The 17,642-nt window shown below is 49.3% G+C and carries 19 protein-coding genes and 1 tRNA gene; 5 read left to right on the top strand and 15 right to left on the bottom strand.

The features are described 5' to 3' along the window. Positions 1-50: 50 nt before the first annotated feature. Positions 51-2,714 carry a PAS domain S-box protein gene (locus H6859_00240; protein ID USO05673.1) on the top strand — a complete coding sequence of 888 codons (2,664 nt, stop codon included), beginning with the start codon at positions 51-53 and terminating at the stop codon, positions 2,712-2,714. A gap of 44 nt (positions 2,715-2,758) precedes the next feature. Here H6859_00240 and H6859_00235 read toward each other — a convergent pair whose 3' ends face one another. Genes H6859_00235 through H6859_00220 form a run of 4 tightly spaced genes read right to left on the bottom strand, consistent with a single transcriptional unit; the run spans position 2,759 to position 4,626 of the window. Beyond that, complete coding sequence (locus tag H6859_00235; protein USO05672.1) at positions 2,759-3,241, bottom strand: periplasmic heavy metal sensor; 483 nt, start codon at positions 3,239-3,241, stop codon at positions 2,759-2,761. 4 nt (positions 3,242-3,245) lie between these two features. Next, complete coding sequence (locus tag H6859_00230) at positions 3,246-3,593, bottom strand: hypothetical protein (protein ID USO05671.1); 348 nt, start codon at positions 3,591-3,593, stop codon at positions 3,246-3,248. Positions 3,594-3,597: 4 nt separating this feature from the next. Further along, positions 3,598-4,194, bottom strand: coding sequence for a sigma-70 family RNA polymerase sigma factor (locus tag H6859_00225; GenBank protein ID USO05670.1), 597 nt, complete (start codon positions 4,192-4,194; stop codon positions 3,598-3,600). Positions 4,195-4,236: 42 nt separating this feature from the next. Continuing rightward, positions 4,237-4,626, bottom strand: a complete 390-nt coding sequence (locus H6859_00220; GenBank protein ID USO05669.1) for an EF-hand domain-containing protein — start codon at positions 4,624-4,626, stop codon at positions 4,237-4,239. An 86-nt stretch (positions 4,627-4,712) separates the two neighbouring features. Between H6859_00220 and H6859_00215 the strand changes: the two genes are divergently transcribed. Next, complete coding sequence (locus H6859_00215; protein ID USO05668.1) at positions 4,713-6,026, top strand: dicarboxylate/amino acid:cation symporter; 1,314 nt, start codon at positions 4,713-4,715, stop codon at positions 6,024-6,026. Here the strand turns inward: H6859_00215 and H6859_00210 are convergent. Next, positions 6,023-6,745 carry a hypothetical protein gene (locus H6859_00210; GenBank protein USO05667.1) on the bottom strand — a complete coding sequence of 241 codons (723 nt, stop codon included), beginning with the start codon at positions 6,743-6,745 and terminating at the stop codon, positions 6,023-6,025. The two genes, H6859_00215 and H6859_00210, sit on opposite strands and share 4 nt — an antisense overlap. Positions 6,746-6,819: 74 nt before the next feature. Between H6859_00210 and H6859_00205 the strand changes: the two genes are divergently transcribed. Continuing rightward, positions 6,820-7,413 (top strand): hypothetical protein, encoded by a 594-nt coding sequence (locus tag H6859_00205; protein ID USO05666.1) that lies wholly within the window; start codon positions 6,820-6,822, stop codon positions 7,411-7,413. A gap of 3 nt (positions 7,414-7,416) precedes the next feature. On the opposite strand, the gene H6859_00200 is transcribed toward H6859_00205, so the two are convergent. The 3 genes from H6859_00200 to mnmD are packed head-to-tail and all read right to left on the bottom strand — an operon-like array spanning position 7,417 to position 10,218. Next, on the bottom strand, positions 7,417-8,469 hold the full coding sequence (locus H6859_00200) for an undecaprenyl/decaprenyl-phosphate alpha-N-acetylglucosaminyl 1-phosphate transferase (GenBank protein USO05665.1): 1,053 nt from the start codon (positions 8,467-8,469) through the stop codon (positions 7,417-7,419). A gap of 13 nt (positions 8,470-8,482) precedes the next feature. Continuing rightward, positions 8,483-9,508 (bottom strand): FAD-dependent 5-carboxymethylaminomethyl-2-thiouridine(34) oxidoreductase MnmC, encoded by a 1,026-nt coding sequence (gene mnmC / locus H6859_00195; protein USO05664.1) that lies wholly within the window; start codon positions 9,506-9,508, stop codon positions 8,483-8,485. After that, positions 9,505-10,218, bottom strand: coding sequence for a tRNA (5-methylaminomethyl-2-thiouridine)(34)-methyltransferase MnmD (mnmD, locus tag H6859_00190; GenBank protein ID USO05663.1), 714 nt, complete (start codon positions 10,216-10,218; stop codon positions 9,505-9,507). Before mnmD ends, mnmC begins: the two co-directional genes overlap by 4 nt. A gap of 51 nt (positions 10,219-10,269) precedes the next feature. Between mnmD and H6859_00185 the strand changes: the two genes are divergently transcribed. Continuing rightward, entirely contained in the window at positions 10,270-12,318 is a 2,049-nt protein-coding gene (locus H6859_00185; protein USO05662.1) for a M3 family metallopeptidase, read from the top strand. 98 nt (positions 12,319-12,416) lie between these two features. Here the strand turns inward: H6859_00185 and H6859_00180 are convergent. From H6859_00180 to mnmA, 4 genes are all read right to left on the bottom strand, one after another. Continuing rightward, positions 12,417-12,492: transfer RNA gene (locus tag H6859_00180), tRNA-Met, on the bottom strand. 289 nt (positions 12,493-12,781) lie between these two features. Continuing rightward, the gene (locus tag H6859_00175) at positions 12,782-13,207 is read right to left on the bottom strand and encodes a hypothetical protein (GenBank protein ID USO05661.1); all 426 of its coding nucleotides are present in this window, start codon (positions 13,205-13,207) and stop codon (positions 12,782-12,784) included. Positions 13,208-13,340: 133 nt separating this feature from the next. Next, positions 13,341-13,799: a hypothetical protein gene (locus tag H6859_00170; GenBank protein USO05660.1), complete on the bottom strand. Its 459-nt coding sequence runs from the start codon at positions 13,797-13,799 to the stop codon at positions 13,341-13,343. A 123-nt stretch (positions 13,800-13,922) separates the two neighbouring features. Further along, the gene (gene mnmA, locus H6859_00165) at positions 13,923-15,089 is read right to left on the bottom strand and encodes a tRNA 2-thiouridine(34) synthase MnmA (protein ID USO05659.1); all 1,167 of its coding nucleotides are present in this window, start codon (positions 15,087-15,089) and stop codon (positions 13,923-13,925) included. 90 nt (positions 15,090-15,179) lie between these two features. Here mnmA and H6859_00160 point away from each other — a divergent pair, with 90 nt between their 5' ends. Next, entirely contained in the window at positions 15,180-15,905 is a 726-nt protein-coding gene (locus tag H6859_00160) for a hypothetical protein (protein USO05658.1), read from the top strand. Positions 15,906-15,908: 3 nt separating this feature from the next. On the opposite strand, the gene H6859_00155 is transcribed toward H6859_00160, so the two are convergent. Genes H6859_00155 through H6859_00145 form a run of 3 tightly spaced genes read right to left on the bottom strand, consistent with a single transcriptional unit; the run spans position 15,909 to position 17,639 of the window. Further along, positions 15,909-16,196 (bottom strand): Dabb family protein, encoded by a 288-nt coding sequence (locus tag H6859_00155; GenBank protein ID USO05657.1) that lies wholly within the window; start codon positions 16,194-16,196, stop codon positions 15,909-15,911. Next, positions 16,193-16,537 (bottom strand): 2Fe-2S iron-sulfur cluster binding domain-containing protein, encoded by a 345-nt coding sequence (locus H6859_00150; protein ID USO05656.1) that lies wholly within the window; start codon positions 16,535-16,537, stop codon positions 16,193-16,195. The genes H6859_00155 and H6859_00150 overlap by 4 nt, the downstream gene beginning before the upstream one ends. Next, the gene (locus tag H6859_00145) at positions 16,530-17,639 is read right to left on the bottom strand and encodes a cysteine desulfurase (GenBank protein USO05655.1); all 1,110 of its coding nucleotides are present in this window, start codon (positions 17,637-17,639) and stop codon (positions 16,530-16,532) included. Before H6859_00145 ends, H6859_00150 begins: the two co-directional genes overlap by 8 nt. Between the last annotated feature and the right edge of the window lie 3 nt (positions 17,640-17,642).

Genomic DNA, 17,642 nt, shown 5'->3' with positions numbered 1-17,642 from the left:
GGATGCTTATTCTGCTTTTTTTCAACGTTTTCTGGGAAAGCCGGGAACAGATGAAGTATTTTTTCGAAACGCATCTGCAACGCACGGAAGAGATCAACCACGCCTATCTCGATTTTTCTAAGCATTATGTCGATACGTTCGAATTCATGGTGCAGGGGCATAAAGGGGAAGACGAGGAAACTGTCTATGAACTTTCCCAAGGATATGTGGATGGTGTTCATAGGCTGGTGAAAGATTTTGACACTTTGGCGGAGAACGCTGGAAGTGATGAAAATACAGTCTACTATAATGAACTTAAACACCGAATACGGGCTTACCGCGATGTTATTATTGCCGCGATTCAGCATGCTTCGATTGATCTGGATATGGCTTATGAAATTTTGCTCAAAGCGAATGCTCACTATAACGCCATCAACGAAAATTTTGACAAGCTTCTAGGAAAATCCTTCAAGGACAGCTCATCCTTCTTTACAAAACTGGAAAATACATTTGAAGAAAGCCTTATTCAGTCTGTTGTAATCGGTCTGTTTTTTCTTCTTTTGACGTTCATAATTATCCTGTTGCTGTCTCGCAGTATTACGAAGCCGATTTTAAACCTCACGGGGAATATCAGACAAATTACGGCAGAAAAAGATTATGATCTCAGGGTGCTGAAAGAAACAAATGACGAGTTGGGCGAACTAGCGGATTCTTTCAACCTGATGCTGGGAACGGTCACAGATGCGCAAAACAGCCTTCAGAAGGAAAAGGCATTTCTCAGCGCCGTTCTGGATAACATGATGCAGGGCGTGATTACAATCGATAAAACCGGTGTTATAAAAACGTTTAACCGCTGGGCGGAAAAAACATTTGGATATAAGGCGGAGGAATCCGTCGGTCGCAATGTAAAAACTTTGATGCCAGAGCCCTATCGCAGCGCACACGATGGATATCTTGAAAACTATCTGAAAACAAGGGAGGCAAAGGTCATAGGCATTGGCCGTGAAGTGGAAGGCCAGACAAAAAGCGGCGCAAAATTCCCCATGTCTTTGAGCGTTACGGAACTTGAAATTGATGATGAGCGGATTTTTGTGGGCCTGGCCGCCGATATTTCGGAGCAAAAAGATAGGGAAAGAAATCTTAAACACGCCAAAAGAATGGCGGATCAGGCCAACAAGGCTAAAAGTGAGTTCCTAGCAAATATGAGCCATGAATTGCGCACGCCGCTTAACAGCATCATGGGCATGACCCGTATGTTTACCGAGGACGCTGATCTGAGTGAGGACAACAGATCAATGGCGCAGACCGTTCTGAAATCCGCCACCAACCTGCTGGAAATCGTGAACGATATTCTGGATATTTCCAAGATCGAAGCGGGCAGCATGGTGCTTGAGAAAACCGGATTTGATCTCAAAGACATGGTCGCCAATGTCATGGAAGCCATGGCCCCGGTTGCCAGCACAAAAGGCATTGCCCTGTCTTACAGCTTTTCCGGTGAGGATATTCCTTATCTGGTTGGCGATTCCTTTCGTCTGAGTCGGGTCTTGACAAACCTGATCAGCAACGCTGTTAAATATACGGATATGGGTGAAGTTGATATCACGATTGACAGCAAAACGCTTGGCAACAACAGGATTGAGATTGATTGCAAAATTAAAGATACCGGTATCGGAATAGCTGAGGATAAGCTGAAGGTCATTTTTGAGAAATTCACGCAAGCCGATGAAACGATTACCCGTAAATATGGCGGCACCGGTCTGGGGTTGGCTATTACGAAAGAGCTTGTCAAAATAATGGGCGGGGAGATCGACGTTGAAAGTGAAGTCGGAAAAGGGTCTGTTTTCTGGTTTAAAATTCCGTTCAAAATTACGGACAGTATTGATCAGGACAAACAAGATCGAGTGCGTCAGAAAAGGCGAAAAAGAAAAGAAGAGCGAGTACTTTTGTCTGCGGAAAAAGCCCGTCTTCTTGTCGCGGAAGATCATCTGCTTAATCAGGAATTTATCCAAAGGCTGCTCAAGCGAATGGGAATTACGCACTTCGATGTCGTGGAGAACGGCGCTCTGGCGCTGGAAACGTATGAAAAGAATTCATCATATGACATGATTCTGATGGACTGCCACATGCCGGAACTCAACGGCTATGATGCAACGCGAGCGATCAGAAAACTCGAAGAGGGCACAGACAAGCGCATTCCCATTATCGCGTTGACAGCGGACGCCATGAAAGGCACGCGGGAAAAATGCCTTGAAAGCGGCATGGACGAATATATCACCAAACCGATTGATTCTAATGAATTCAAGGAGATTCTGGCGCAATGGATCGCACTCCCGGATAAAAAGGGCAGCCAAGGTTCTGGGGGAAATAAAGACAATGAAAAGATCGGAGATGAGGAGGAGAAAACAGAAACTCCTGTTAATATGGAGTTTTTAGAGGAATATGCGGATACGCCGGAGGAAATAAAGGAGTTCATACAGGTTTATATTGAGCAAAGTGATGAAAGCCTTGACGCTCTCGAAAAACATTGCGTAGAAGGCGAGAGTAGGGACTGGATGGAGACGGCCCATAAGCTGAAAGGCGGGGCAGGAATGGTCGGTGCACAAGTTTTGCGTGATCTTTGTGCGGAGGCGCAGAATATGCTGGACGCAACGAAGGAAGCCCGAGAAGACATATTAAAGCAGATTAAAGACGAGTATCAGAAAGTAAAACAATATTTGGAAAAGGCCACTGTTTAAATGTATTAGTTGAGACTTGATCTGACGATTATGAATAATACCCTCTAATGCTGCGGCTTTTTATCCGGCGCAACCATTTTCGGACGGCGATGGCGCTCAACATGACGCTCATGACCGCCTCCAACCATTTGCGCCATCCGGTCAGCCATCTTGCGGCGCTCTTCCACCGACAATTGCGCGGCCAGCGTTTTAATTGTTTCAACCTTATGCGCCTTCATCTCGCCGCCGATCTCGAGCATCTTCGCCGCCGCCTTATCATAGGCCTCTTCATCAAAGTCATCCGCCGACAAAATCTTTACCAGATCGACACGCGCTTTACGGGCCTTGTCCCCCAGCGGCTTAATTTCCCGAAACGCGCTCTGGAAAGTCCGTCCGACCAGATTACGGCTCTCCGGCGAAAGCTGTTCTTTAACCTCATGCCACGGATGTGCGCTCCAGCGCTTATAGACATGTCCGCCAACCATGCCGCCCAACAACAAATTCAAAACAACAGAACCAACCAGTACGATTTTTATTTTTTTGTCCATGTCTTTACACCCACTCCGCCACCACGAAAGTGTCATCAATCGCCATAAACTCGGCCAGATCACCAACACTCAAACCGCTAAACAGACTAACGCTATCGGCCTGAACGCCAAGCTCAACACCCACCACAAACACCACCAGTCCGGCCAAAGCATAGGCCATTTGCGGCATACTCAAACGCACCCGCATTGCCGCCAGCGCCATCTGCGGCCATGCGCGCCAACCTGCAATGCCCGAAGGAGTCGAAACCGCCTGAGAGCGCCGCGCCGCCGCAACAATCCGCGCACTGAGATATTCCGGCACCTCCGGCTGCTTTCGTATTTTTAATAAGTGATCCAAATCATCAAACATCATTATTCTATCCTGTTTTTTTCTCCGCCGGTTTTTCCAAAAGCCCGGCAATCAACGGGTCGTCCTTCAGGGCCGTTTTCGCCCGCATCAACAATGATTCCAGCGCTTTCACACCAATGCCCAAAATCTCCGCCGCTTCTTTATTACTAAACCCCTCATAAAAACAAAGGTTAAGCGCGGCCTTCTGCCGCTCCGGCAAACTCTGAATCGCGGTCTCCAGAGCGGCCTCACGATCATTTTGCACCAAAACCTCATCAGCCAGTGGCCTCTGATCCGCCATAAAATCCAAAACATCCGGCCCCGCTTGTGTTTTTTTGCGCCGCGCTCGGTCAATTGCCAAATTCGTTACAACACGGTAAAACCAGGTCGTAAATTTCGCGCCTTTCCCCGCGTCATAACTCTGCGGTTTCTCCCAAAGCTTTAAAAACGCGTCCTGCACAATCTCCTCAGCTTCTTCCGCATTGGCGCACATCCGATATGCCGCACTATAAAACAAGCCGGAATGCCGCTCCACAAGTTGCGCAAAAGCCTGATGGTCACCTTCACAAACGCGCGCCACCAGGCTTTCATCGCTATCATCCATCTGATCTGCGTTCTTTGCCATGAAACAGTCTTATGCTCCGCCAAAACCGCAGATGCAAATAATTTATTCGTCGGAAGTCTCAGGTGCGCCTTCACGCTTTTCCATACGTTTCTCCATACGTTCTTCGCGCTTTTCCATACGTTCTTCGCGCTTTTCCATACGTTCTTCGCGTTTTTCTTTCCATTTTTCTTTCATTTCAGCGTGATGAGCCTGCGCTTCCTCTTTCGAGATTTTGCCATCACCATCACCATCCATATCATCAAAACGCTGCTTGGCATGATCTAGAAATTCCTCTTGCGAAACAAAGCCATCGCCATTGGTGTCATGCTTCTGAAACATAGCGCCACCCTTACCGTCACCGGAACCATCGCGCGGCCCGCCATGTGGTTCTGCCAGAGCCGGAGCCACAGAAAAAGCCAGCGTAACAACACTCATCATCAAAAGTTTTTTCATCGTCTTTCGTCCTTATGTTATTGTTGTAATAATCTTTGTACGCAGAAAAACCCTAAACCCTTTGTCTTTATATCAGGATCATTTTAATGAGCAAGACAGTCTCACCGCGCGGAAAATCCTTATCAAAATCCACCCAAACCATAATGGACCAGAAACTCTGGGCAAAAATCCTCAGTGGAATGATCGCCGGCATCGCCGTCGGACTGATCCTTTCCCCACAAGGAATGGGATTGTGGGAAAAAGACTGGGCCTATGCCGCCGGAGAATGGCTGGCCCTGCCCGGCATAATTTTCCTTGGCCTGACACAGATGGTCATCATCCCGCTCATTATCTGCTCAATCATTCTTGGAATATCAGAAAGCGGCGATTTAGAATTCTTGAAAAAACTGGGCCTGCGCATAATCCCTTATTTTATACTCACAACAGCAATTTCCATCATCATCGGCCTTGCTATTGTAAATACCGTCAAACCCGGCCTGATGATCGACCAGAACATTGCCCAAAACACTATTGAATCCGGCGCTACCAACGACCGAACCCCGGGTCAAACCTTCGAAAACCTTACTATCCCTGAGCGCATCGCCAATATCATCCCCGCAAACCCGGCCAAAGCACAAGTAGAGCGCAATATGCTGCAAATCGTCATCGCCGCAATCTTGGTCGGCATCGCCTTAATAACTATACCGTCCAAAACGGGCAAACCATTCCGTGAACTTTGCATCGCCGGGCAGGTCATATCCATGAGGATTATCTCATGGGCCATGGCCATTGCGCCCATCGCCGTCTTCGGCCTGATCAGCAACATCACCATCCGGCTGGGCTTTGATTCCCTTATCAGCGTCGGCGCTTATGCCTTTAGCGTTTTGGCCGGATTAGCCTGTATCCTGCTCGTCTATATGCTCATCGTTGGAATTTTCACGCGCACATCCCCGCTGACTTTTCTGAAAAACATCCGCGAAGTCCAGCTTCTGGCCTTTTCCACATCGTCTTCCGCCGTCACTATGCCTTTTTCCATCCAGGCCGCAGAAGAAAAACTGCGAGTCCGTCCGGAAATTTCCCGTTTCATCATCCCGCTCGGCGCCACCATCAATATGGATGGCACTGCGCTCTATCAGGCTGTAGCCGCAATCTTCCTGTGTCAGGTTTTCGGTATAGATCTCACCTTCAATGAAACGCTCATGCTGATTATCACCACGCTCGGCGCCTCCATCGGAACGCCCGCTACGCCCGGTGTTGGCCTTGTTGTATTGGCCACAATTTTAACCGGTATCGGCGTCCCCCCCGAAGGCATCGCCCTGATCATAGGCGTAGACCGCCTCCTCGACATGTGCCGTACCGCAGTAAATGTCACCGGCGACCTTACGGCTTCGAAAGTCATGGATAAGTGGATAAAAACTTAAAGAAGAGCAATATCCAAAAAGATCCGGTGCATACCTGCCGCATTCTTACCCAGCTTAGCACTGCTTAGCACCTTTGCCGGAGCACGAAGTTTCACTACAACGACACTGCCTCCCGCCTTCGCGGCTTTCGCAGCATAAGCCTGCAAAATCTTGTTATTTTTATAAACATGCTCCTGTGCAGCCGTCCAACCAGCACCCGGCAAACTTATAACCAACAGCTTCTGAGCATTATCGAGATTAAATTTAAAATCCGCCGGCCCATCAAGATCAAACACAAGACGCGTCTTCCCGGGATGCTCGCCTAGACGCACCCCTTTCACACTGACCAGTGCGCCGGAATTACCGGCCACAGAAGCAATATCATCCCGCGCAAACATATTTTTCAGCCCCTTAAACTCATTTTGCACAAAGCCAATATCACGCTCCATTTTTACAACACGCTCACTCGAATCTTTATCCAATTGCGCCTGCCTGACCTCATCCGCATTTTTTACATACATATTATGTTGAACCATCTTGTCTGGTTCAACCAGTGCCCTGGCCCGCGCATGCTGTTCTTCCGGAGAAAGCGAATCAATCTGCTCAATCTGCTTGTAACGCCCCTCCTCACTACGCACCGTTTCGGAAGAAGCAGGCCCAAATTCAGGAAAAAAAGAACATCCAGCCAAAACCAACGGCAGGCAAAAAACACACAAGGAAAATTTACGAAGTAACACCATGGCAGATTAACGCTTTCTTAAGTTTTACAGCTAATAATTAAGCACAAAGATAAGAAAAAGATAAAGAGGGTATTATGTTCAAGCAAGGTGAAATTCGTCAGAATTTATTAGGCTGCCTCGAAACAGCATTATTTATGCCCGCAGGCGTAACCCGTTTTTGCCCCAGCCGCAAAAGCATGATGAAATCATTCCTGATTCCACTGATCTTGCTACCTCTGACATTAATCACAATGCTCAGCGCACATCCGTCCGGGCCTTTAAACGCCTCATCAATGCAAATCCTGGCCGTCATCTACAGCCTGCGCCTCTTTGTCTATCTCAGCGCATTTTTGGCCTTTGTCTACACCATGGCCCGCACAATGGACAGACTTGACGATTTTTACCGTTTTGCCAACGCCAACAACTGGCTGGCCATACCCGCAGCCCTTCTGATGATGCCCCTAGTTATACTCTTCCTAAACGGCCACTATGAATGGGCTGAAATCTACCCGATGATGGTTTTCATCACGCTCTATTCCTATGCCTACACAGCCTTCATGGCAACGCATGTCATGCGCATCCCAATGGAATTGGCATGCTTCATCGCGATTGCCGGCATGGCCATCCATCAGATGTCTTTGGATGTTCTGAAATGGGCCGCACTCGGTTTTATTCAATTAATTGCTTAAGGTCTATTCATCAACATCACGCACAGGGAATATTTTAGAGATGAGCGCAGGATATGTCTCCAAATCTTTCGAAGCAGCCATATGGGCCAGAATGCCGATTATCCACACAACAGTCAGCATGACCAGCGGCACACCGATGTTAAGACTGACTATACCGACAAAACCACTCAGCACCATTATGCCCAAAATCATCGAAACGGATTGCCCCGGCGTAAACCCGGCCTGAATAAAGTGATGATGAAAATGCCCCCTGTCCGGTGAAAAAGGGTGCCGCCCTTCACGCACTCGCCGATAGAATTGGGCGCATTCATCCCAGATCGGCAAAGCCAAAACCCAAGCCACCCCCATCGGCTCAATCACCCGCGCCGTAGGCATAGACAGCTTTATAGCATACCATGCAATAATCAGCCCCAGACACAGACTGCCCGCATCACCAAGAAACACGCAAGCCTTGCGCCGCAAAGGGCTACGCATATTATAAACTAAAAACCCCGCCAATGCGCCCAGGAGAAGCAATATTTGCGGTGTGTGAACACTAAATCCCGCCAGTGCAAACCAACCCAAAATCACAAAAGAAACCCCGCCAGCCAGCCCGTCCAGCCCGTCCATCAGATTAATCGCGTTAATCACCAGCATAACGCAGGCCAGCGAAAATGGAATCGCCATAAAACCCAGCCCAAAATCACCCAGTCCGAAAAGATTGCCCAACTGGTGAATCACCACCCCGCCGGGAACCACCACCAGCAGAGCCACCAAGCCCTGCACCATAAACTTTATTCCGGCACGAATATGAAACCGGTCATCCAGCACCCCGGTTATCAACAACAAAACCAACCCCGCATAAAGAGGCCAGGAAGCAGAAAAGCCTGTTCCAAGCAGCATATTCACAACAATAAACACCGGAACAATGACCAGCCCGCCAACCAGCGGCATCTCGCCCTCATGGTCTTTACGCCCCCCCGGCGTATCGACAAGCCCGCTGCGCTTTGCCACTTTCCGCGCCAGCGGAATAAGAACAACAACGGCCAAAAAACTGATCAAAAAAGAAAAAATCATGTGCAACGTGGTATCAGATAAAGCGCTCTGGGGAAAGAGCCTCAACACTATCTGTGCCCAGACAATATGGCCGCCCCAAAATCATGTCGGCGATAACATGCGCGGCCATAATCGAACTCACAATCCCATGCGAGCCATGCGCGGTAGAAACATACATATCACGTCGCCCTGAAACGCGCCCAACAACCGGGAAATGATCCCGTGAAGTTACGCGCACCGCAGCGCGATGATCCACCACTTCCAAACCAGACTCCAACCCCGGAATATTCTGCGCCAGCTTATCAAGATTTTCCGCGTCATCCTGCTCCAGCACCTGTGAATGATCGAGCCAACGCTGAAACGTCGAGCCCAGCACATGCACACCCTCACGCGCCGGCATCATATAACCGCCATAACACAAATGGCACTTGAGCTTTTCACTTTGCGGCGTTGCGCGAACCTGTGTAATTTGCCCACGCACTTTGCCCAACGGCAAATCCGGCAAAAACTTGAAAACGCCCGGCCCGGACGCCAGAACAACCGCATCTGAATCCAAACTGTCCGGATCATCAACAGGCGCATTCAAATGATAATCCACATCATTCATATATGCCGCACACAGCTTTTTCAGGGAAACACTCCCTGATTGCGGTAAGTGCAGCGCATCAAACGCAAGCTGAATACCCGCGATTTCAGAAGCCTCATCCGCATCGACGAGGCGCATGTGACCTTCGTCCCAGTTCCAGTTTTGCACCATCTGGCTATAACGCCGCTCTTTCTTATCATCATTCATCAAATGCAACGCGCCCGACGGCATCCAGCCAACATCATCGAATGTAGCAAAAGTGCGCAGCGCCATTGAATACGCCGAGATGTAAAAATCGCTTTGCGGTGTGCGCAGCGCATTCAGGCGGGGGTTATAAAGCCCGAAAGGATTACCCGAAGCCCCGGAAGCCAACGTCGCCTCTGTCTCATACACTACAGGATGCAACCCCGCATTTTTTAAGGTGTAAGCCAGCGCACACCCGGCAATCCCACCGCCGACAATCGCAATCTTCATATCTCGGTCCCCCGGTCACTCAAGGAATCACCGTGTTTAAAAACCCCAATCGTCATATCGCGCTTACGCCCGAACCCGGGAACCTTTTCAACTGCAAAACCAACAGCTTCCAACCCACGGCGCACCCTGCCCGCAGCCGTAAAGGTCGCCATACGGCTACCATTATAGCTAAGCCGCGCCATATTCTGAAATACCACATCGGTCCACATATCCGGATTGGAAGACGGTTTAAATCCATCGAGAAACCACGCATCAACCTTCGTATCAATTCTTGAAATCGCAGCATTTACATCGTCAAACACCAACGTCAAATTGACACGCCCGCTCAAAGACAAACGATGAAACCCCGGCATAAGTGGCGGATATAACCGAATCATCTTTCTAAGATGGGCGCCAAAAAACGGATCCCAGGGATGCAAATGCAAATGGATTTCCTCTCCGTCCAATGGAAATTTTTCAAATGAAATGAAATCAAGCCGTTGATCAGACGTTGACGTTTCCTCAAACCGCTTCCACGCTGCCAGAAAATTAAGCCCCGTTCCAAAACCGGTCTCGGCAATCACAAAGCGATCACGCCCCTGCCAGCCACGCGGCAAATGATTACCATCCAGAAAAACATACTCCGTTTCCGCCAGCCCGTCATCGGCAGAAAAATACACATCATCAAATTCTTTTGATCGCGGCGCCCCTTTGGGGCTTGCACCAAACATAGCGGCCTCTATAGTTATTGATCTTATAAGAATTTACGCGAGTGTAACACAATGTCCAAAAATCCGCTTCTAGAAATTTCAAATCTGCCGAACCACGCCCCCGCCTTTGGCGCCATCAAAAACGAACATTACATGCCCGCCGTAAAGGCCGCCATCGAAGAAGCCCGCGCCGTCTATGAGTCGATTAAAAAGAACCCCGAAGAACCAAACTTTAAAAACACAGTCGAAGCTATGGAAACAGCGGGAGAAACTCTGAGCCAGGTCACAAGCATTTTCTACAACCAGCTCTCATCCACAGGAGGTGATGAGCTTCACGAACTGGCTGAAAAAATTGGCCCCATCACCTCAAATTTCTCCAGCGATATTATCCTGGATGCGGCGCTCTTTGCGCGCCTCAAAGCCGTACATGATAAAATAGAGGAGCTGGACCTGACCGTAGAACAGCACACCCTTCTTGAAGAAGACTATAAAAACTTCGTCCGCGGCGGCGCGCTGCTCCCCGAAGATAAAAAACAGCGCCTGCGCGAAATTAATGAGGCGCTCTCCACCCTCGGCCCGGCTTTTATGAACAACGCCAATAAATCCGCCGAAAAATTCGAAATGGTCATTAAAGACAAAGCCGATCTGGCCGGTCTGCCCGAAAGCGCTATTGAAGCCGCCGCCCTGTCTGCTAAAGAAAAAAACATGAACGGACAATGGCGTTTCACACTGGATTACCCCAGCTATGCCCCGTTCATTCAATATGCCGACAACCGCGAGCTTCGCGAAAAAATGTGGCGTGCTTTCGGCAGCCGCGCCTACGGTGATGAATTTGATAACTGCGAAAACATCAAAAAAATTATCACCCTGAAAGACGAACGTGCGAGGCTGCTCGGTTATAAAACACATGCCCACTATGTTTTGGAACGCCGTATGGCCGAAAACCCCTCAAGCGTTTTAGGCTTCCTCAAAAAACTTAAAAGTACCTATAAACCGGCAGCCAAAAAAGATCTTGCTCAGCTCCAGAAATTCGCCAAAAAACACGGCCTCGAAAGTGAGCTTAAACCTTGGGATGTAGGCTATTATGCTGAAAAGCTAAAACAAAAACTCTTCGATTTTTCTTCCGAAGACCTCCGACCCTACTTCCCACTGGATAAAGTCCTGGCCGGATGTTTTGAACATTTCTCACAGCTATTTAACATCGAGTTCCGCGAAGCAAAAGACTATGAAACATGGCACAAAGACGTCAAAACCTTTGAACTTTATAACAAAACCTCCGGGGCCTTCATCGGCACACTTTTCGGCGACTTCTTCCCCCGCACAGGTAAAAAGAACGGCGCATGGATGACCGCCTATCGCAGCCAGGGCCTGTTCCATGGCAAGATCGAACGCCCGGTCATTGGCATCGTCTGCAACTTCACAAAGCCTACCGAAGACAAACCCTCGCTCATTACCCACGGCGAAGTCACAACCTTGTTCCATGAAATGGGCCACGCCATTCACGGATTGCTTTCAAACATCACCTATCGCTCCTTATCAGGCACCTCAGTCCTCTGGGATTTTGTCGAACTCCCCTCCCAGCTTCAGGAAAACTGGTGCTATGAGAAGAAAACCCTCGACCATTTCGCCGCCCATTACGAAACCGGTGAAAAAATACCGGTCAACCTTATCGAAAAAGTACGCAAGGCCAAAAACTTCATGGTCGGCTGGGGCGGTTTGCGCCAAATCGGCCTCGGAATGCTGGACATGACCTGGCACACCGCCGACCCGTCAACAATCGACGATGTCGCCGCATTCGAAGATAAAGCGCTTAAAGATACAACGCTCTTCCCACGCCTCGCCGGACCGACCTCAACCAGCTTCAGCCATATCTTCGCAGGCGGCTATTCCGCCGGATATTACAGCTATAAATGGGCCGAGGTTCTCGACGCCGATACGTTCGAACTGTTTCTTGAAAAGGGCCTGTATGACCGCAAAACCGCCAAAGCCTATCAGGAAAAAATCCTGTCCAAGGGCGGTTCCCAGCATCCGGCAATCCTGTATCGGAATTTCCGTGGCCGCGACGCAGACCCCGACGCCCTGCTCCGCCGCGAAGACTTGCTAAAAGATAAGGCAGCGTAAATAAAAGCCGTGTGCCGTTGCGAAAATGGTTTTGGACGATTTTTCTGATGGCGACGTCAAATGACGGACAAGGCTGATTTTAGCTTTGAAGGCGGGGTTGGTAGCGGTGGGGTGATTTGAACACCCGACACAAGGATTATGATTCCTCTGCTCTAACCCCTGAGCTACACCGCCGTAACCTAAATGGCCAAGAAGACCGATTTGTTACTCCAATGATACCCGTAAAGGGTAGGGTTATGTTTTTTATACTTTCCAAGGCTTGTCATTTCAAGCCGTTTGGAGCGCGCCTCATTTGAGACATATGGATTTGTTCCACTGCTTTAACCGGCTGAGATACTTCGCCATAAGCGCTGTTGACGCTGCAAGGTTGGTTTATCGCGTTTTCATTTGAAATTGTCAAGAGAGGCGTATTTAAAATTGCCGCGTGGCCTGAAAAAGGTGCGGGGTTACAGAGAGTTGTTTTTTATTGCGGCACTATTGGGGTGAAATTGTGCGGGCCACCGAAATTAAACATACCGGCTTCTTTGACTTCAAGGCCGAATTTATCGGGTCTGCTCATGATATCTTGAAATGCAGCTTCTATGGCCGGATGTCGTCCTTCCGGTCCTCTGTCATCGAGTTCTTCCATCATGGTTGCTGTAATGCGTTGTGGGCTTGTATATGCTGTGTTGTTGTCGGCAAAGAGTTTTTGTCTTTCATAGAGGCGCAAGAATGTTTCCTCGATATGATCCAAGGGAAGTGCCTTAGTGTTGAATTGATCCGTTACATCTTTAGGGTAGTCTGCTTTGGGACTATATTTATTTTTCTGGAATTTTTCCGCAGGCATAATTCCTTGTTCGATTATGCGCGTATTTGTCCGTCCTAAAGCTGTATATTTTGTATCGCCCATGTCAAATGCCCTCTTGAGCGTATCTCGCTCTTTTTGACATAATAACATTTCAGATGTTAAAAATTGATTAAGGTAAATTACGGATTATGGCTGTGAGCAATGTTTTTAGTTGAGTTTTTGATGGTGGTTATTTTTAGGAGGATGGTCCCGGGAGTTCCATTCTGTTGTCAGCGGCGGTGCTGTCGTGGCTGCCGAACCATCCATCTTCAATGCGGTATTTTGCTTGATTGGCCTCGACTTCGGCGATGGCTGCATTTACTTCGTCGCTTATTTCTTCGGGGATGAGCCCTTTCTTAGCCATTGTTATGACATCGTCAAAATTATTAGCGTTGATCCCCCATGATGAAATTTCACTGATGACCCCGCCATCGCGTTCAAGAGCTTCGTTAATGTCATTATATTGGTTCATGAAGGTGCAAACCGGGTCGGCACATTTGGTGAATTCTGCCTTTGGGCCTTCGACTTTAATCTTTGAACCAACAGAAGGTTCGCGGCCTATTTCTTTATAGATTTCGGCCAGTCGGTTTCGTGTGTCTTTGCTAACGCCTGCGCTGTTATAGCTTGCTAATGTGATGTCCCCTGGTTCCGCCATGTGTCAAGCCTTTTCTGGTTAAGTTACGGCTTTATTATACATAATTTATTCTTAAGGGGTGGTTAACGTGGCAGGAAAGGCGACTTTGTGGCGGGAGATATAGAATTGTCTGAAAATGCTGGCTTAAGCAGCGTTTTGCGCGGATTTTTTGCTTGTTTTTGTGATCCAGCCGCCGCCGAGGACGCGATCGCCCGCATAGCATACGGCGGCTTGCCCCGGTGAAATGCCGTACTGTGGCTGGTCTAGTCTGATTTCATTTTTTTCCGTGTTTAAAACGGCGGGTGTAGGCTGCATGACAGAGCGGAACTTCACTGTGACAGGGAGGAATGCGCAGCCTTTTTTTGCCTTCAGGTTTTTGGTGTCATACAGCCAGTTGCAATCTTCTAGATACAGAATATCGCGGGCCAGGGCTTCTTTCGGGCCGACGATGACGGTGTTGGTCGCAGGGTCGATCTGCACGACATATAAGGGTTCGTTGTTCTCGCTGACGCCGCCGCCGATGCCGAGGCCTTTGCGCTGGCCGATGGTGTAGTGGATGATCCCCTCGTGCGTGCCGACGGTGCGGCCATCGATATGGACGATGTCGCCGGGCTGTTCCGCTTCGGGGCGGATTTTTTTGACTACACGCGCATAGTCGCCATGTGGGACGAAGCAGATGTCCTGAGAGTCGGGTTTGTCGGCAGTGATCAGGCCGAGGCGGTCGGCCTCCCGACGGGTTTTGTCTTTGCTCCAGCCGCCCAAGGGAAAGCGCAGGAAGTCGAGTTGTTCCTGCGTGGTGGCGAAGAGGAAATAGCTCTGGTCCTTGCCGTGGTCGTGGGCGCGGTGGAGGGTGGCGCGGCCATCGTCGTTGATTACGCGTTTGATGTAGTGGCCGGTGGCCATGCAATCTGCGCCGAGGTCTTTGGCCACTTGCAGCAGATCGTGGAATTTGACGCTCTGGTTGCATTTGACGCAAGGGATCGGGGTTTGGCCGCGCATATAGCTATCAGCGAAATCCTCGATGACGCTTTCGCGGAAATTGCTTTCGTAATTCAGAACATAGTGAGGGAAGCCGCAAATACCTGCGACTTTTTTGGCGTCGTAGATATCCTGTCCGGCGCAGCAGGTTTTCGATTTGGCGACCGCTTCGCCCCCATGGTCATTGGAGTCATAGAGTTGGAGCGTAACGCCGACGACATCATAGCCTTGCTCATACAAGAGCGCGGCGGCGACGGAGGAGTCGACGCCGCCGGACATGGCCACGACTACGCGCGTGTCCTTGGGGGCTTTGTTTATGCCTAGGCTATTCATAACGGGGGTTATATAAGCGTTTGCCGTGAAAAAGTCCAGATTTCCGAGTTTTTGTTGACATATTATAAAATCAAATATAGTGAGTGTGCCATGTTTTCATATATTAGACGCCAGATATTACAAAAACGGCTTGGTTTTGCTTTTAAGCAAAAAGAGTTGCCGATTATCGATCAAAATCCTGAATTCTTCTTTTCGGGGGATTATTTGCGTCATGCGCGTGAAACGAAAGAGCGCATTGAGAAAATAATTCTTGAAAAAGGGTTTGAGGGCAATTTTGATCTTGTGCTGGTTGATGAATTTAATCATTGCGCGCGTAAGATTAAGCCAATTTACGGCAGGGAGACTACAGTTTTGCAGGATTTTATGGCTAGTCAGAAGGATAGCTACCAAACGCTGCGGGATTTTTTTACTGAAGCTAAAGATGTTCTTGTTTACGAGGCTTCGAGTTTGCGTGATTTTGCGTATTCTCAGCTTACAGTGGCATCAAAGAAGGCTCTTCGGGAAGAGCTTGGGAAAATATCGTCATCAGATTTTTTTGAGGCTACGCCTTTGTTTCAAGCCTTTCATTTTTGGAAAGCTGCTATGGAATCAAATTATTTGAATAAAGATAGAGGCAATTGTGATTTTTGGGGAGACTCTTTGCGTGTGTCGTGCATGCGCGGCGAAGGTGATTTGATGGTTCGCTTTTATGAATCTGTTTATAATCTCGATGTGTACGGGAATGAGCCTCCTGAAGGACATCGCCGCCGGGATGAAGAGCTTTTGAAGGGCGTGCTGGGCGGTTTTGATTGGGACGCCGCCGTTCCCTCTCATTAGGTTTCAAGTTGCAGCCTCAATATCCGCGGCGAAGCGTAGTTCGCGCAAGGGACGGACGATGGAGGTAGATTTTTCGTAGAGCGGGTGGCGTTTATAGGCGTTCAGTGTTTCAAGATCGGGGAATTCACCATAGACGACAATATCGATGTCGTTGCCGAGCTGATCGGCTTTTTGATTGCGGGTGATCTCTATTTTTGCGCCGGGAATTTGCGTGAGGTTCATCAGCCCGCTTTCGATTGTATCGAGGTCATCCTTGTTCTTGGCGGAAAACATTACAATATGCCGGATCATGAAAATGCCTCTTCTTTTGTGCCTGGCAAGGTGACGACCAGGCCGTCGAGATCCTCAGTGAGTTTTACCTGACATCCAAGCCGAGAAGTGTCACGTACATCGAAGGCCATGTCGAGCATGTCTTCTTCTTCCTCGCATTGTTCGTTGCCCGCGGCGGTTACGCGATCGATCCAGTCAGAGTGGATATAGACATGGCAGGTGGCGCAGGCCATTGATCCGCCGCAGGCACCCTCTATACCTTTGATCTTATGTTCGACGGCAACCTGCATGATCGACCAGTTGTTTTCAGCTTCTATAATCTGGTGCGAACCGTCTTTATGCAGGAATGTAATTTTAGGCACGGTCTTGAGCTTTCTTTTGGATGCGGGAGGTGATGTTTTGCCAGACTTTGATAAAGCGATCAATATCGTTTTGGGTTGTGTTCCATCCGGTCGAGATGCGTATGGCGCTTGTGGTTTCTTCATCGCTTACGCCCATGGCTTTGAGAACGTGGCTGGGCTGAACGCGGCCCGATGAGCAGGCTGAGCCGTTGGATACGGCGACGCCTTCGAGGTCGAGCGCTATGAGCAATGTTTCGGAGGATACGCCGGGCTGGGAGAACAGCGTGGTGTTCGCAACGCGCGGGGCATTTTTGCCGTAGATTTTTATGTTTTTTAACGTCGTTTCAAGTTTGGTTTGCAGGGCGCGTGTTTTGTTCTGATAATCCTGAATTCCGTCTTGGGCTAACTCTGCTGCTATCCCAAATCCGGCAATTCCGGCGACATTTTCGGTGCCGGCTCTTGCGGATTTTTCTTGCCCGCCGCCATGCAGCAGGGTTGGTGTTATTCCGCAAATGCCGAGTGCGAGGGCCCCGATACCTTGAGGGCCGCCGATTTTATGGGCTGAGAGGGTAAAAAAATCGATACCAAGGGCGGCCATATCGATGGGGATACGCCCGGCGGCCTGCACAGCATCGCAGTGAAATAGCGCGCCGTGTTTGTGGGCCAGCGCTGCGGCTTCTTTGACGGGCTGGATAATGCCGGTTTCATTATTGGCCAGCATCACCGAAACTAATGCGGTTTTTTCGGCTTTGAGTAGTATCTCGAAGGTTTCCAGATCCAGCACGCCTTCCGGAGTAGTCGGGATGCGGTCACTTTTCGGGACAGTTTCCAAAACGGACGGATGTTCAATGGCTGATACGAGAACCCGTTCTTTTGTGAAATGGCGCAGGACTGTGTTATTGCCCTCTGTCGCGCCGGAATTGAAAATGATTTGAGCAGGCGGGACACCGACGAGGGCGGCAATTTTCTCGCGGGCACACTCGACAATTTTACGTCCTTCGCGGCCAAAGCTATGTACAGCAGAAGCGTTGTGCGGCGCGCTTAAGCATTCATTTATAATGGCGATGACTTCTGGCCGCGTTGGCGCGGTGGCGTTGTAATCTAAATAGGTTTTTTTATCCATGGA

The organism is Rhodospirillales bacterium (genome assembly GCA_023898785.1).
Lineage (GTDB): Bacteria > Pseudomonadota > Alphaproteobacteria > Micavibrionales > Micavibrionaceae > TMED27.
This window is presented reverse-complemented; position numbering and strand designations above follow the sequence as displayed.